This is a genomic window from Variovorax sp. DAIF25 (genome assembly GCF_050711835.1).
In the GTDB taxonomy this organism is placed as follows: domain Bacteria; phylum Pseudomonadota; class Gammaproteobacteria; order Burkholderiales; family Burkholderiaceae_C; genus Variovorax.
Genome location: NZ_CP136636.1, coordinates 4,647,097 through 4,662,410 on the forward strand (window position 1 = coordinate 4,647,097; position 15,314 = coordinate 4,662,410).

Sequence of the window (15,314 nt, forward strand, 5' to 3'; positions counted from 1 at the left end):
TTAGTTCAGGAATTCGGACAACGCATCGAGTGCATCGAGCGCGTTGTCGCTGAGCACCGCGACTTCGCGCGCGATGTCCTCGACGCGCGCATCGCGCCCGAGCGCACCGGTGAGCACGTAGCGGCCGTCGACGCGTCCGAAGGACGACAACGGCACGGAGGGGTTGAGGTCGAGCAGCGACTCCAGCAGCTCGGTGCGCCGCTCGGCTTTGACGTCGGCCTCGGTCCACAGGTAGCAGATGCAGATGATCTGCATGTCGGAACTCGTCACGAAGATCGGGAGCTCGTCGCGGCCCTCGATGCTCACCTGGATCACGGGCGTCTGGCCCGGGATCGGCTGCAGCTGCACCGTCACGCCGCCCATCGCGGCCCCCGCCAGAACGTCCAGACCCTCGAGTTGATTCAGCAGCGTTTGCATACCCCTCCTGGTGATTGAGTGACGTGAAGGCGCTCTTGCCTCGGTGGGTTCACTATAGGGCTGCCGACATAACATGTCAAAAAATCTTTTGGCCTACGACCATGACTTTGGGCACTGGCGCGCTCCCTAGAATTCGACGATGGACACCCTCCTCCTCGTCGCGACCCTCGCCTCGCTGCTCGCGCTGAATGCGTGGATCACGCGGCGCATATGGGCCATCGACGAGACCGCGCTGCGCCGGAACCTGCTGATCGCGATGGCCTGGCTCGTTCCCTTCATGGGTGCGTTGATCGCGTGGACCCACTTGCCGAGATCGTCGCGAGGCGCTGGAAAAGAGACCGGCGATGCCACGCTGCCCCACGGCTTCGTCGCCGAAACGGCACCGGCCGAGCTTGCCGTCGGCGCTGCGCCGGCGTTCTCCCTGCCCGCGAACATGGACACGACGCAAGGTCTTCCGCTGCTGGATTGGCAAGCGCTCGAAGCCTGGGCCTCCTCGCAGGACGATCCCGGCCTTCGACGCGAAGCGCTCGCGCGGGGCCGGCGCGCATGGCTGCTGCATCTGCGGGATGCCCTGGGCCCCCACTTCCATCTCTACGAATCGGAACAGGCCTGGGTGCTGTCCTCGCTCGAGCCCGTGGTCGCGGCAGCCACGGCGGCCTATGTGGTCGCCACGCGCAAGCGGATCCAGCAGGTCCTGGCCGGCATCGCCCTGTTCGAAGCCGGCGACAGGAGCATCCTGCTGGTCGTGGACGACGAGGAGAGCTACTACGGCTACGTTTCGGGCTACTACCCGGAGCAAGGCGAATTCGCCTTCAGCGGCGGCATGTTCATCGACGCGGGCTGCCCGCACTTTCTCGCGAAGCGGGCCGATCTCTCGGCCATCGAGCCCGTGATCGCGCACGAGATGACGCACAACGCCCTGTCGCACCTGGACCTGCCCCGATGGCTCGACGAAGGCCTCGCGGTCAATACCGAGCGGCGGCTCGCGGGCGCCGGTCCCGCGACGCACACGCCGCAGGAATTGCGGCGCAAGCATCTCGCGTTCTGGGGCGAGGCGGAGATCCAGCAGTTCTGGTCGGGCGAATCCTTCTTCCGGACCGACGACGGCAACCTGCTGTCGTACGAACTCGCCCGCATCCTGGTCGAGCAGCTGGCCCGGGACTGGAACGCCTTCACGCGCTTCGCCTCGAGCGCGCGACGCGAGGACGGCGGTGCCGAGGCGGCGCTCGAGGTCTTCGATGCGGACCTCGGGGCACTGGCGTGCGCCCTGCTCGAGCGGCAACCCGATCGCCAATGGTCACCGGCGCCCGCGACCTGGTTCGCCGCGGCGCAGGCAGCCGCGCCCGCCTGACGCGCCGCGCCTCAGTCGGTGCCCACCATCACGCTCGAGGCCTTGATCACGGCATAGGCCGTCTGGCCTTCCACCAGCTTGAGCGAATCGGCCGAGTTGCTGGTGATGGTCGAGACGACCTGGACGCCGGGCGCGATCTCGAGCGTGACCTCGGTGCTGACGGGGCCGCGGACGATGGAAATGACCTTGCCCGACAGGACGTTGCGTGCGCTGATCTTCATGGGTGCTCCTGGTTGGATGTGAAAGCCCTCGACGGTCGCGATGCGCGCCGCCGAAGCGCGGGGGCATGGTAGCGCGCAGTTCTTTCGATAAGCCTCGCCTATCGCCGCATCGGATCAAACGATTGGCGCCGCCATGCCGTTCGCGAAACCATCTCTCCCGTGCAGCGATGTGCTGCCGCATCAACCAGGAGATGACTTTGGCCAAGATTGTTTGCGTGCTCTACGACGACCCCGTGACGGGCTATCCCACCACCTATGCCCGCGACGACCTGCCGCACCTGGAGCGCTATCCCGACGGGCAGACCCTGCCCACGCCGCGGCGCATCGACTTCCAGCCCCGCACCCTGCTGGGCAGCGTCTCGGGCGAGCTGGGCCTGCGCAAGTACCTCGAGGCCAACGGCCACCAGCTGGTGGTGACCTCGAGCAAGGACGGCGAGGACAGCGTGCTCGACCGCGAGCTGCACGACGCCGAGATCGTGATCTCGCAGCCCTTCTGGCCCGCCTACATGACGGCCGAGCGCATCGCCAAGGCGCCCAGGCTCAAGATGATCGTGACCGCGGGCATCGGCTCGGATCACACCGACCTGCAGGCCGCCATCGACCGCGGCATCACGGTCGCCGAGGTCACCTACTGCAACAGCAACAGCGTGGCGGAACACGTGGTGATGATGACGCTGGGCCTGGTGCGCAACTACATCCCCTCGTACAACTGGGTGGTCAAGGGCGGCTGGAACATCGCCGACTGCGTGGCGCGCTCCTACGACCTCGAGGGCATGCAGGTGGGCACGGTGGCCGCCGGCCGTATCGGGCTGCGCGTGCTGCGGCTGCTGCGGCCCTTCGACGTGAAGCTGCACTACCTCGACCGCCATCGCCTGCCGGAGTCGGTCGAGAAGGAGCTCAACCTCACGCACCACACCAGCCTCGAGAGCCTGACCCAGGTCTGCGACGTGGTGACGCTGAACTGCCCGCTGCATCCCGAGACCGAGCACATGATCAACGCCGACAGCCTGAAGAAGTTCAAGCGCGGCGCCTACCTGATCAACACGGCGCGCGGCAAGCTGTGCGACCGCGACGCGATCGCCTCGGCGCTCGAGAGCGGCCAGCTCGCGGGCTATGCGGGCGACGTGTGGTTCCCGCAGCCGGCGCCGGCCGATCATCCGTGGCGCACGATGCCGCACCACGGCATGACGCCGCACATCTCGGGCACCAGCCTGTCGGCGCAGACGCGCTACGCGGCCGGCACGCGCGAGATCCTCGAGTGCTATTTCGAGAACCGGCCGATCCGCAACGAGTACCTGATCGTGCAGGGCGGCCAGCTCGCCGGCGTGGGCGCGCACTCGTACAGCGCGGGCAATGCCACCGGCGGCTCGGAAGAAGCCGCGCGCTTCAAGAAGTAGGCTGCGGCGCCGCGCCGAGCAGTCCGTCGACCCAGCCCTGCAGGTCGAGGTCGCGGAAGCTGCGCAGCGCGGCATCGAGCACCGGCGCATGCGGCTGCTGCGCCAGCACCACCAGGCCGATGTCGCGCTGCAGCTGCGGCGACATCGGCCGCCAGCGCAGTTGCTCGGCGCCCTCGGCAAGGCACAACACGCTGTGCGGCAGGATGCCGTAGAGGCCGGCCTGGCGCACATGCGCGTAGAGCACCGTCATCGAATCGGTCTCGACCTGCGGCACGGCCTTCACGCCGGCGGCGGCGAAGGCCGCGTCCATGCCGCGGCGGCACTGCATGTTGGTGGTGAACAGGCACAGCGGCAAGCTCGCGGCCTCCGACCACGACATCGAGGCCGCGCCCTCGAACATCGCCTCGTCGGCCGCCACCAGCACATAGCGCTCGCGGAACACCGGCAGGGTCTGGAAGGCGCCGAGCCGGTCGTCGTCGAGATAGCTCAGGCCGATGTCGAGCTCGAAGTCGGCGATCTTGCGCAGGATCTCGGCGGCCGACAGCGTGTAGACCTCGTGCTTGAGGCGCGGATGCCGGCGCAGGCAGTCCTGCGTGAGCCGCGGCACCAGCGGCAGCGCGGCAGGGATCGCGCCCATGCGCAGCACGCCCACCGGGTCGTTGCCGCCCGCGCGCGCGTCCTGCCGCAGGCCCTCGCAGTCGGCCAGCACGCGGCGCGCCCAGGCCAGCACGCGCTCGCCGTCGGCCGTGAAGCCCTCGAAGCGCCGGCCGCGCTGCACGATGACCACGCCGAGTTCTTCCTCGATGCTGCGGATGGCCCCCGAGAGCGCGGGCTGCGAGACGTTGCAGGCGGCGGCGGCGCGGCCGAAGTGCTGTTCGCGCGCGAGCGCGACGACGTAGTTCAGCTGGCGGATGAACATCGGGGCGAGGCGCGCGCCCGGCTCAGCCGTGCCGCGGGCAGAGCGGCGACGTGCCGGCCGGCCCGTCTTCCCTGCCCTCGCCCTGTGCCTGCGTGCCCTCCGCCGGCCCCGAGAAGGCCGCGGCGAAGCAGCCGATGCCCGCGCTGCGCAGCGGCAGGTAGCGCACCTGCTGGCGCGTGCACAACCGCTTGAGGTTGTCCACCGATTCGTGGTCGATGCAGTCGACCGGGAACACCACCACATGGGCCCAGGACACGGCCGCGGCCAGCAGCCCCGCACGGTCCTCGAGGCCGCCGCCGTGGCGCCGGAATTCCCCGCCATGGCGCAGCACCAGGTCGCGGATCGCCGGATAGGTGCTGGGCCGCCCGCCCACGTAAAGGATGCGGCGGCCCTGCAGCTGCGCATCGAGCTGCGCCGACTGGTCGTTGCGCCCGCCGTCGTCCGCGTTGAGCCTTAGTTGCAGTTCGGCGGCGCCGAGCTCGCGGCCCAGTGCCTGGGTGTGGCGGCGCAGGTGCTCCAGCGTCTCGGCGAGCTGCGCGGCCTCGGCCTGCGCGGCGGCGGCGATCTGTTCGGCGCGCTCGCGGCGCGCGGTCTGCAGGGCGATCAGCGCGGCCGCCTTCCCGGCCCTGTCGGTCTCCTCCACGCGGTCCTGCCGTTCGGGCGCCGCGGCGGCCGTGGCCTCGATCAATTCGCGCCGCAGCGCCGCGATCTGCCGGTCGCGCTCCTCCATCAGTTCCTGCGAGCGCAGCTGCTGGCGGTCGAGCTTCTCGCGCAGCTCGGCGTTGTCGCGCTCCAGCGCCACGAGACGGCGGATGTCGGCACGGTTGGCCGAGCCGACCAGGTGCGACAGCATGTGGACGTCGCCGAACACGCGCTGGCGCAGCGCCGGCGTGGTCTTGCGGTGCGTCAGCACGGCCCAGTAGGCGCCGGGCACCTCGCCCTGGTGCAGTGATTCGTCCCAGTAGGCGGCCAGCGTCTCGGCGTCGGCCAGCTTCGAGGCGCGCTGCAGCGCCGGCGCATGCCGGTGGTCGAGCGCCTTCTGCAGCGCCTTCGCGACCTGCGGCTCGTGCGAGGTCTGCCGCACCGCGTCGTGGTGGATGTCGAGGTCGCTGGCGCCCTTCACGTCGGCGAAGCGCGCCATCAGCTTGCGCAGCTCGGCCGTGCTCAGGCAGGTGCCGATCACCGAGCAATGGAGGTGGTGGTCGAGATCCGCCAGCCGCGCGCGACCGGCCACGACGGCCTCGCGCGCCTCGGGCTCGGGCGTGGCGCAGCAGTCGACCGCGGCATGGCGCAGCGGCGAATCCGCGCGATCGACGCGCGTGAGCGCGGCATCGGCGGCGGCGAGAAGGCGAAAAGGCGGCTGCTGCATCGGCGGGGCGCGCGACGGCGCGGTCTGGCGAAAACGACACCGCAATATACGACGCAACATAGCGAAAGCCAAGCGCGAGGGCTTTCGCCCCGGATTCCGCCCGGGAGCGGGGGAAGGCTCAGGCCTTGGCGCCGTCGCGCTCGCGCGCCTCGAGCACGGCCCATTCCTCGTCGGTGAACAGCCGCGAGCGGGTCAGGAAGCGCACGCCCTCGGGCCCTTCGAGCGAGAACATGCCGCCGCGCCCCGGCACCACGTCGATGATCAGCTGCGTGTGCTGCCAGTACTCGAACTGCGGGCCGCTGATGTAGAACGGCATGCCGCCGATGTGACCCAGCAGCCGGTCGTAGTCGCCGACGATGAACTCGCCCTGGGCATAGCACATGGGCGCGCTGCCGTCGCAGCAGCCGCCCGACTGGTGGAACATCAGCGCGCCGTGCTTCGCGGCGAGCCGGTCGATCAGCGCCAGCGCCGCGTCGGTCGCGGTCACGCGCAGGACTTCTTGCGTCATGGAAAACCTTCCTTCGGGGATGCACGAACGCCCCGCGCGTCCCTTTTCTCGGGCCGCGCGGGGCGTGCCTTGCGGCAGGGGATCAGAAGAAGCCGAGCTTGTTTTCGCTGTAGCTCACCAGCAGGTTCTTGGTCTGCTGGTAGTGGTCGAGCATCATGCGGTGGTTCTCGCGGCCGATGCCCGACTGCTTGTAGCCACCGAAGGCCGCGTGCGCCGGGTACTGGTGGTAGCAGTTGGTCCACACGCGCCCGGCCTGGATGCCGCGGCCCATGCGGAAGGCACGGTTCATGTCGCGGCTCCAGACGCCCGCGCCCAGGCCGTAGAGCGTGTCGTTGGCGATCGCGAGCGCCTCCTCCTCGTCCTTGAAGGTGGTGACCGAGACCACCGGGCCGAAGATCTCCTCCTGGAAGATGCGCATCTTGTTGTGGCCCTTGAACACGGTCGGCTTCACGTAGTAGCCGTCCTTGAGGTCGCCCGCGAGCGTGTTGCGCTCGCCGCCGATCAGCACCTGCGCGCCCTCCTGCCGGCCGATGTCGAGGTACGACAGGATCTTCTCGAGCTGTTCGCTCGAGGCCTGCGCGCCGATCATGGTCTCCATCTCGAGCGGGCTGCCCTGGCGGATCGCGGCCACGCGCTTCAGCGCGCGCTCCATGAAGCGGTCGTAGATCGATTCCTGGATCAGCGCGCGCGAGGGGCAGGTGCAGACCTCGCCCTGGTTGAGCGCGAACATCGCGAAGCCCTCGAGCGCCTTGTCGAAGAAGGCATCGTCCTTGTCGAGCACGTCGGCGAAGAAGATGTTGGGCGACTTGCCGCCGAGCTCGAGCGTGACGGGAATCAGGTTCTGGCTCGCGTACTGCGAGATCAGCCGGCCGGTGGTGGTCTCGCCCGTGAAGGCGATCTTGCCGATGCGGTTGCTCGAGGCCAGCGGCTTGCCGGCTTCCACGCCGAAGCCGTTGACCACGTTGAGCACGCCCGGCGGCAGCAGGTCGCCAACGATCTCCATCAGCACCAGGATCGACACCGGCGTCTGCTCGGCCGGCTTGAGCACCACGCAGTTGCCGGCCGCGAGCGCAGGCGCGAGCTTCCACACCGCCATCAGCAGCGGGAAGTTCCACGGGATGATCTGGCCGACCACGCCGATCGGCTCGTGGAAGTGGTAGGCGAAGGTCTCGTGGTCGATCTCGCTGATGCCGCCTTCCTGCGCGCGGATGCACGCGGCGAAGTAACGGAAGTGGTCGATCGCCAGCGGCAGGTCGGCCGCGGTGGTCTCGCGGATCGGCTTGCCGTTGTCCCAGGTCTCGGCGGCCGCGAGCACGGCCAGGTTCTCCTGCATGCGGTCGGCGATGCGGTTGAGGATGTTCGCGCGCTCGGTGGTCGAGGTGCGGCCCCAGGCGGTCTTGGCCTTGTGCGCTGCATCCAGGGCGCGGTCGATGTCGGCGGCGCTGGAGCGCGGCACCTCGCAGAAGACCTGGCCGGTCACCGGCGTGATGTTCTCGAAGTACTGGTTGTCCACGGGCGCCACCCATTCGCCGCCGATGTAGTTGCCATAGCGCTTCTTGAACGGCACCGCGGTACCGAATTTGCCCGGTTCGAGCATGTCCATGCGTGTCTCCATGTGTGTTGCAGGCGCCGCGACATGCGGCGTCCCGCACGAAGGTCTGCAAGGCCCGTACCCGCCGGCCTCGGTGGAATCCCGAAGGCGCCAGCCCTGGGCGCCGCCGTGTCGCAAGGGTTTTCTTTCGCAATCTGCGACATATCCACGCGAACATGACGGCTAGCATGTCGCGAAAGGCGAACCGGGCGAACCGGCTCGCACCCCGAACCGACTGGAGCCGTGGATGACCGACTCGCAATCGCCCTCGTCGCAGGTGGAACAGGCCCGGGAGCTCTTCTTCGTGCAGGGCCGTGACCCCGAGCCCTGGATCGCGCCGCACATCTCGCGCTCGTGGCGCCGCAGCCTGCCGGTCGATCCGCGCGGCGGCGAGTGCGAGCCGATGGCGCTGGCGCTGCTGCGCGAGCGGCGCGAACAGGCGATGCGGCTGCTCGACTGCGCCCAGCCCGAGCTCGACGGCCTGGCCGAGCACGCCACCGGCAACGGCTGCGTGGTGGTGCTGTCGGATGCCAGCGGCCTGATCCTCGACGAGATCGGCAGCCCCGACTTCCTGCCCAAGGCCGAGCGCCTCGCGCTGCGGCCCGGCGCCGGCTGGTCGGAGCACCAGCGCGGCACCAATGCCATCGGCACCGCGCTGGCCGAGCGCCAGGCGCTGATGGTGCTCGGCGGCGAGCACTACCTGGCGCGCAACGGCACGCTGGGCTGCGCGGCGGCGCCGATCTTCACCGGCCGCGGCGAGGTGGCGGGCGCGCTCGACATCTCGGGCGAGACGGTGCGCGTCAACGGCCATGCACTCGGGCTGGTGCGCATGGCGGCGCAGCAGGTCGGCCACCGCATGATGCTCAGCGAGGCCAGCGGCCACCTGCTGCGCTTCCATCCGCGGCCCTCGCTGATCGGCACCGCGCGCGAAGGCCTGATGGTGATCGCCGACGGCCGCATCGCCGCGGCCAACCACGTGGCGCTCGAGTTGTTCGGGCACTCGTGGCAGGAACTGCTCGACCTCGACGCCGCCACCTTCCTCGGCCGCGACTGGGCGCGCATGGAGCGCCGCCGCAGCCTGCTCACGCTGCCGGGCGGGCGCCAGATCGCGACCGTGCTCGAGCGCTCGGCCCGGCCCGGCGAACCGCTGTCGCGCGGCGCGCGGCGCCAGTGGACGCCCGATGACTCGGCCGCCGCGCCGCCGCCCGACGACGTGCAGCCGCTGCTCGAGCGCGCGGTGCGGGTGCTGAACCAGGGCGTGCCGGTGCTGGTCAACGGCGAGACCGGCAGCGGCAAGGAGGTGTTCGCGCGCCGGCTGCATGCAGCGAGCCGGCGCAGCGCCGGGCCCTTCGTCGCGGTCGACTGCGCCTCGCTGCCCGAGACCCTGATCGAGGCCGAGCTGTTCGGCTACGAGGACGGCGCCTTCACCGGTGCCCGCCGCCGCGGCGCGCCGGGCCGCATCCGCGAGGCGCATGGCGGCATGCTGTTCCTCGACGAGATCGCCGAGATGCCGCTGGCGCTGCAGACGCGGCTGCTGCGCGTGCTCGAGGAGCGCACGGTGCGCCCGCTGGGCGGCGGCCAGGGCGTGGCAGTGGATTTCGACCTGGCCTGCGCCACGCACGGCGACCTGCCGGCGCTGGTGGCGGCCGGGCGTTTCCGCGCCGACCTGATGTACCGCGTGGCCGGCTTCACCGTGGCGCTGCCGCCGCTGCGCGAACGCGCCGACCGGCATGCGCTGATCGCGCGGCTGTTCCTCGAATCCGGCGCGGCCGCGCGCGGGCTGCGGCTCGAGGACGAAGCGCTCGAGGCGCTCGCGGCCTGCCCCTGGCCCGGCAACGTGCGCGAGCTGCGCAGCGTGCTGCGCTCGCTCGTGGCGCTGGCCGAGCCCGGCGATGCGATCGGCATCGACGCACTGCCGGCGAACCTGCGCGCGATGCCCGGCATGCCGGCGGCCCCCGTCCCGGACACCACGAGTCCCGACTTCGGTGGCCCGCCGCCGCTCGTGGCGATCACGCGGCAGGCGATCGCGCAGGCGCTGCAGGACTGCGGGCACGACGTCGCCGAGGCCGCGCACCGGCTCGGCATCCATCGCAGCACCGTCTACCGGCACCTGGCACGCGAGCGCGGCCGGCGGCCGGGCGGCTGAGCCTGGCGATGTCCCGCTTCCGCCATGGCTTTCGCTATGCTCTTTAAAATATAGCGATTCCGCTCGCGATCCCCCGCCCTTTTCACGTCCCGTGTTCCCATGATCAGCACCACCCCTCTCCACGGCCTGCTCGCGCTCGCGGACGAACGCCACCTGGGCCGCGCGGCGCAGGCCAGCCGCATGTCGCCGGCCGAGCTCGCGCAGGCCCTCCAGGCGCTCGAGGCCGAGTACGGCCATGCGCTGCTGCGCACCTCGGCGCCGCCGGCCGAACGCGGCCAACGCTTCGAGGGCTTCACGCCGCAGGGCGAACGGGTGCTGGCATGGGCGCGCGGCTTTCTCGCGCAGAGCGAGGCGCTGCGCAGCGAGCTCCAGGCCTCGCGCACCGAGGCCGCATTGGCGCCGCTGCTCGAGCGCCGCTCGGTCTCGCCCAAGCGGCTGCGCCCGCCCGCGCCCACGGCCGAGCACATCGACGCGATGCTGCAGGCGGCGCTGCGCGCACCCGACCATGGCGGGCTGCATCCGTGGCGCGTGATCGAGTTCCGCGAGGCGCAGCGCGCCGCGCTGGCCGAACGCTTCGAGGCCGAGAAGCTGCGCCGCGATCCGCTGGCCTCGGCCTCCGACCGCCGCCGCGCGCGCGAGCATGCGACGCGCCCGCCCGCGCTGCTGGCCTTCGTGGTCGTGCCGCGCGCACGCAGCAAGGTGCCCGCGCGCGAGCAATGGCTGGCCGCCGGCGCCGCGCTCGGCAACCTGCTCAATGCCGCGCATCAACTGGGCTTCGGCGCGATCGTGCTGAGCGGCGAGCGCTGCTTCGATCCGGTGCTGGCCAGCGAGCTCGGCGTGCGTCCCGAGGAATTCCTCGCGGGCTTCGTGAGCCTCGGCAGCGTGGCCGAGGCACCGCCCGCGCGCGACCACGCGCTGCCCGGCGAGGTCTGGTCGGCCTGGGCGCCGCCGCGCGAGCATCTGTCGCCGCATGCCGGCGATGCGGGACGCTCGTCGCCATGAGCACGGATCACGGCGCCACCGAGCGCCTGTTCTCCTACGGCACGCTGCAGCTCCAATCGGTGCAACTGGCGACCTTCGGCCGGCTGCTCGCGGGCCAGCTCGACCAGTTGCCCGGCTACCGCCTGGAGCGGCTCGCGATCCGCGACCCCGCCGTGCTCGCGACCAGCGGCAAGAGCCACCATCCGATCATCGCGCCCACGGGCTGCCCCGAGGACTGCGTGGACGGCGCGGTGTTCGCGATCACGCCGGCCGAGCTCGCGCAGTCCGATGCCTGCGAGGTCGAGGACTACCGGCGCGAACGGGTGCGGCTGGCCTCCGGCCTCGAAGCCTGGGCCTACGTGGACGCGCGCAGCCGGCCCGGCTGAGACGGCCGCGCGTCGATCCGCAACTCAGGGCGTGTCCGCCGCGAACACCTCGATCGCGACCAGGTTCGACACCGAGCGGCCCTGCTTGACCTCGCCCGGCACCACCAGCCGCGCGACGCCGTTGGCACCGAGCCCCGCGCCGTTCATGTCGTAGGCGACGATCGCACCCTTGTTGCCGAAGCCCGGATCGATCTCGCCGAGCGAGACCGCGGCGCGATAGCCGTCGCTGCCGGTCGCCACGGCATACATCGACAGGCTGGGGTTCTTGCCCGCGGGCAGGCGCAGGCCCAGGCCGTTGAGCAGCGTCCACAGGCTGACGCCGGTGTAGACGTTGGCGCCCACGGTCTGCGTGACCGGCACCATCGCCTGCAGCGCCTTGAGGTCGAAGCTCAGCGGCGTGCCGACCGCGCCCGACACCGCGAAGCTCGTCGACACGCCGCCGCCCGTGCCGGCGGCGGTGGCGGCCGAGGGCTGCACCCGCAGCCGCACGAGCTGCGAGACATAGCGCCCGCCCTTGATGTCGCCCGGCGCGGTGACGCGGAACGGCCCGTCGGCAGCGGCCAGCGGGCCTGGGCCCGAGCCGGCGCCGGTGGTCTCGGCATAGGCCACGATGGCCGGCTTGTTGCCGAAGTCGGGGCTCAGCTCGCCGAGCGCGAACACCACGCGGTAACCGTCGGCGCCGGTGGCCAGCACGTGGCGGCTCAGCAGGTCGTTCTTGCGCGTGGCGTCGGCCTGGAGGCCCGCATCGGACAGCAGCGACCAGAGGCTGGTGCCGATGTAGGTGCGGGTCTGCGGCGTGCTGCCGCTGTTGAAGTTCACCGTCTGCGTGAGCGCAGCGCGCGCGGCCAGGTCGGCCTCGGCGTAGTCGGCGGGACGGTCGACCACGCCCTCGAGCCTGACCGTGGGCGCCGGCGGCGCGGGCGGCGGCGGTGGTGGGGGAGAAGGCGGTGCGGGCGCGGGCGACGGCACCACCGGCAGGAACACCGCGCCATCGCCACCACCGCCGCAACCGGCGACCACGACCGCCACCAGACCGGACACCACGCCTGCGGACCAATGTTTCATATCCACCTCGTCTCCATGTTTTTCGATATGTTTATTCTTACATAGCGAATTCGTTCGAATCCAATAGCTCTATTCGTATGCGATCCATCACTGTGCATGTATGGATACGGCGAACTGCCGATTTCCGCCGCGACTGAACAGCGCGCGCCCTTGCCCGTCTCTTCATCAGGCGAGAGACTTCGCCCCCGCCCTCACTTTCGATCCCGCATGCCCTCCGACGCCGCCCTGCCCGCTTCCGGCCTTTCGGCCGTGCCCTCGACGCTGCGCATCCCGCTGGCCGCGCGTGCCTTCGGCGATGCGATGTTTCCGCGCATGGCGATCGGCGACGCGAGCGCGGCGCGCCTGCTGGCCACGCTCGAGGACCAGGCCCCGCCGCTGCCGCGCGACCGCGCCACGGTCTATGGCGTGCTGGCGCGCACGCGCTGCTTCCGCGCGCTCGCGCGCGATTTCCTGCAGGCGCATGCCGGCGGCCATGTGGTCAACCTCGGCTGCGGCCTGAGCCACTACTTCCAATGGCTCGACGACGGCAAGGCGCGCATGACCGATGCCGACCTGCCCGAAGTGCTCGCGGTGCGCCGCGCGCTGCTGGCCGACGACGAGCCGCGCCACGAGGTGCGGCCGCTCGACCTCACGGCCCCCGACTGGTGGGAGGGCCTCGACCTGCCCGCGCGCGACGGGCCGCCGGTGTTCCTGTTCTCCGAGGGCGTGCTGATGTACCTCGAGCCCGCGCAGGTCGAGGCCGTGTTCGCCACCTTCGGCGAGCGCGCGCCCGCGGGCTCGGTGCTGGCCTTCGATGCCATGTGCTGGCTCGCCACCGGCCGCGCGCACCGGCATCCCTCGGTGCGGCCCACCGGCGCGCAGTTCCGCTGGGGCCTGCGCCGGCCGGCCGAGCTGGCGCGCGCGCATCCGCGGCTGCGGCTCGCGGGCACCCACGAGGTGATGGCCGGCTATGGCTTCCCGCACGGCATGCTGTCGCACGCGATCGGCGCCTTCTTCGGCGTGCCGATGTACGCGGTGTATGCGCTGCACGCCGTGGGCTGAGCCGGCTCGATACACAAACGCACAATTTCACCGCATCGCCGGCCTTGTCCGATGGCGTTTGCGCGGAATGGCTGACGCGCCGCGGGCCGTCGCCGCGGCAAGCTCCAGACTCGTCCCGCCCGCCGAACCCGTGCCCTCCTGCACAGGCCGGCGCCTGCGACGAAGGAGTTCCGCGCTGCATTAGGATCGTCCGGCTCGCCGCCGCGGCACACCGTGTCCGCATCGGCGCCAGGCACCGGCCGCCACGCCAGCGCCCTCTTCTTCGTCCGTCTCCCGGAGTTCACCCGAACTCGTCAGAGAAATCGCAACCCTCAAGAAAACATGCTTGATCGCCGATCCTTCCTTGCCGCCGGCAGCGCCGCCGCCACCCTCGCCGCCCTCGGGCTGCCCGCCGAAGCGCTGGCCGCCAACGGGCTGCAACTGAGCCAGCCCCGACCTTTCTCGTTCGACAACCTGGTCGCCGAAGCCAAGTCGCTGGCCGGCCGGCCCTATGCCGCACCGGCGCCGCTCGCGCCGCAGGTGCTCGAGAAGATCGACTACGACGCGCACGGCAAGCTCAAGTTCGACCCCGCCAACGCCCTGTTCCGCGACGGCCCCGGCGCCTTCCCGGTCACCTTCTTCCACCTCGGCCGCTTCTTCCAGACGCCGGTGCGCATGCACGTGCTCGAGAGCTCCGACGGCGACGGCTTCGCGCGCGAGGTGCTCTACAGCCCCTCCTACTTCTCGATGCCCGCCGACAGCCCGGCGCGCGCGCTGCCCGAGGGCGCCGGCTTCGCGGGCTTCCGCCTGCAGGAAAGCCGCCTCGGCGACCAGGCCAAGCTCGACTGGCAGAAGAACGACTGGGTTGCCTTCCTCGGCGCCTCGTACTTCCGCGCCATCGGCGAGCTGTTCCAGTACGGCCTGTCGGCGCGCGGCATCGCGCTCGAGGTGGCCGTGCCCGACCGGCCCGAGGAATTCCCGGCCTTCACGCGCTTCTATTTCGAGACACCCGCGGCCGGCAACACGAACTCGATGACGGTCTACGCGCTGCTCGAGGGACCGAGCATCACCGGCGTGTTCAAGTTCGTGATGCAGCGCGGCAAGGCCGTGATCATGGACATCGACTCGCGCCTGTTCCTGCGCCGCGACGTGGCGCGCCTGGGCCTGGTGCCGCTGACCTCGATGTACTGGTATTCCGAGACCGCCAAGCCCACCGCGATCGACTGGCGCCCCGAGGTGCACGACTCCGACGGCCTCGCGATCTGGAACGGCGCGGGCGAGCGCATCTGGCGCCCGCTCAACAACCCGACGCAGACCCGCGCCTCGGCCTTCGCCGACACCGGCCCCAAGGGCTTCGGCCTGCTGCAGCGCGACCGCGCCTTCGACCACTTCCAGGACGGCGTGTATTACGAGAAGCGCCCGAGCCTGTGGGTCGAGCCGCTGGGCGACTGGGGCGAGGGCTCGGTGCAGCTGATCGAGATCCCGACCGACGACGAGATCCACGACAACATCGTCGCCTTCTGGGTGCCCAAGGCCGATGCCAAGGCCGGCGCCAGCTACAACCTCAAGTACCGGCTGCACTGGACCGACCAGGAGCCCTATCCCTCGCCACTCGCGCGCTGCGTGGCCACGCGCATCGGGCGCGGCGGCCAGCCGGGCCAGCCGCGGCCGCCGGGCGTGCGCAAGTTCATGGTCGAGTTCATCGGCGCGCCGCTCGCCAACATCCCGTTCGGCGTCAAGCCCGAGCTGGTGCTCACGGCCTCGCGCGGCAAGTTCTCCTACATCTTCGCGGAGGCGGTGCCCAACGGCGTCACCGGCCACTGGCGCGCGCAGTTCGACTTCACGGCCGAGGGCAACGAACCGGTCGACATGCGCCTGTTCCTGAAGAACGGCGACCAGACGCTGACCGAGACCTGGCTGTACCAGTACCAACCCGGCTGAGG

Annotated in this window: 14 protein-coding genes; 7 read left to right on the forward strand and 7 right to left on the reverse strand. The window is 70.7% G+C overall.

The features are described from left to right. On the reverse strand, positions 1-417 hold the full coding sequence (locus R0232_RS21520; protein WP_093344797.1) for a YjfI family protein: 417 nt from the start codon (positions 415-417) through the stop codon (positions 1-3). Positions 418-556: 139 nt separating this feature from the next. Between R0232_RS21520 and R0232_RS21525 the strand changes: the two genes are divergently transcribed. Next, entirely contained in the window at positions 557-1,768 is a 1,212-nt protein-coding gene (locus tag R0232_RS21525; protein ID WP_431509352.1) for a hypothetical protein, read from the forward strand. Positions 1,769-1,779: 11 nt separating this feature from the next. Here R0232_RS21525 and R0232_RS21530 read toward each other — a convergent pair whose 3' ends face one another. Further along, positions 1,780-1,989, reverse strand: coding sequence for a TOBE domain-containing protein (locus R0232_RS21530; RefSeq protein ID WP_093344803.1), 210 nt, complete (start codon positions 1,987-1,989; stop codon positions 1,780-1,782). Between the two features lie 197 nt (positions 1,990-2,186). Here R0232_RS21530 and R0232_RS21535 point away from each other — a divergent pair, with 197 nt between their 5' ends. Next, positions 2,187-3,386 (forward strand): NAD-dependent formate dehydrogenase, encoded by a 1,200-nt coding sequence (locus R0232_RS21535; RefSeq protein ID WP_431509353.1) that lies wholly within the window; start codon positions 2,187-2,189, stop codon positions 3,384-3,386. Here R0232_RS21535 and R0232_RS21540 read toward each other — a convergent pair. From R0232_RS21540 to adh, 4 genes are all read right to left on the reverse strand, one after another. Continuing rightward, positions 3,376-4,305, reverse strand: coding sequence for a LysR family transcriptional regulator (locus R0232_RS21540; RefSeq protein ID WP_431509354.1), 930 nt, complete (start codon positions 4,303-4,305; stop codon positions 3,376-3,378). The genes R0232_RS21535 and R0232_RS21540 overlap by 11 nt on opposite strands. 22 nt (positions 4,306-4,327) lie before the next feature. Continuing rightward, positions 4,328-5,674 carry a DUF2325 domain-containing protein gene (locus R0232_RS21545; protein WP_431509355.1) on the reverse strand — a complete coding sequence of 449 codons (1,347 nt, stop codon included), beginning with the start codon at positions 5,672-5,674 and terminating at the stop codon, positions 4,328-4,330. Between the two features lie 118 nt (positions 5,675-5,792). Continuing rightward, entirely contained in the window at positions 5,793-6,182 is a 390-nt protein-coding gene (locus R0232_RS21550) for a DUF779 domain-containing protein (RefSeq protein WP_296782067.1), read from the reverse strand. An 82-nt stretch (positions 6,183-6,264) separates the two neighbouring features. Next, complete coding sequence (adh, locus tag R0232_RS21555) at positions 6,265-7,785, reverse strand: aldehyde dehydrogenase (RefSeq protein WP_431509356.1); 1,521 nt, start codon at positions 7,783-7,785, stop codon at positions 6,265-6,267. Between the two features lie 235 nt (positions 7,786-8,020). On the opposite strand from adh, the gene R0232_RS21560 reads away from it, so the two are divergent. The 3 genes from R0232_RS21560 to R0232_RS21570 all read left to right on the forward strand — a co-directional run bounded on the left by R0232_RS21560 (position 8,021) and on the right by R0232_RS21570 (position 11,286). Further along, complete coding sequence (locus R0232_RS21560) at positions 8,021-9,919, forward strand: sigma-54-dependent Fis family transcriptional regulator (protein WP_431509357.1); 1,899 nt, start codon at positions 8,021-8,023, stop codon at positions 9,917-9,919. Positions 9,920-10,018: 99 nt separating this feature from the next. Continuing rightward, positions 10,019-10,921: a nitroreductase family protein gene (locus R0232_RS21565; protein ID WP_431509358.1), complete on the forward strand. Its 903-nt coding sequence runs from the start codon at positions 10,019-10,021 to the stop codon at positions 10,919-10,921. Next, entirely contained in the window at positions 10,918-11,286 is a 369-nt protein-coding gene (locus tag R0232_RS21570; protein ID WP_431509359.1) for a gamma-glutamylcyclotransferase family protein, read from the forward strand. The genes R0232_RS21565 and R0232_RS21570 overlap by 4 nt, the downstream gene beginning before the upstream one ends. Before the next feature lie 24 nt (positions 11,287-11,310). On the opposite strand, the gene R0232_RS21575 is transcribed toward R0232_RS21570, so the two are convergent. After that, positions 11,311-12,351, reverse strand: coding sequence for a molybdopterin-binding oxidoreductase (locus R0232_RS21575; RefSeq protein ID WP_431509360.1), 1,041 nt, complete (start codon positions 12,349-12,351; stop codon positions 11,311-11,313). Between the two features lie 207 nt (positions 12,352-12,558). Between R0232_RS21575 and R0232_RS21580 the strand changes: the two genes are divergently transcribed. Both R0232_RS21580 and R0232_RS21585 read left to right on the forward strand, forming a co-directional pair. Beyond that, on the forward strand, positions 12,559-13,392 hold the full coding sequence (locus R0232_RS21580) for a class I SAM-dependent methyltransferase (RefSeq protein WP_208512780.1): 834 nt from the start codon (positions 12,559-12,561) through the stop codon (positions 13,390-13,392). A 321-nt stretch (positions 13,393-13,713) separates the two neighbouring features. Beyond that, positions 13,714-15,312 (forward strand): glucan biosynthesis protein, encoded by a 1,599-nt coding sequence (locus tag R0232_RS21585; RefSeq protein ID WP_208512779.1) that lies wholly within the window; start codon positions 13,714-13,716, stop codon positions 15,310-15,312. The last annotated feature ends 2 nt before the right edge of the window (positions 15,313-15,314 follow it).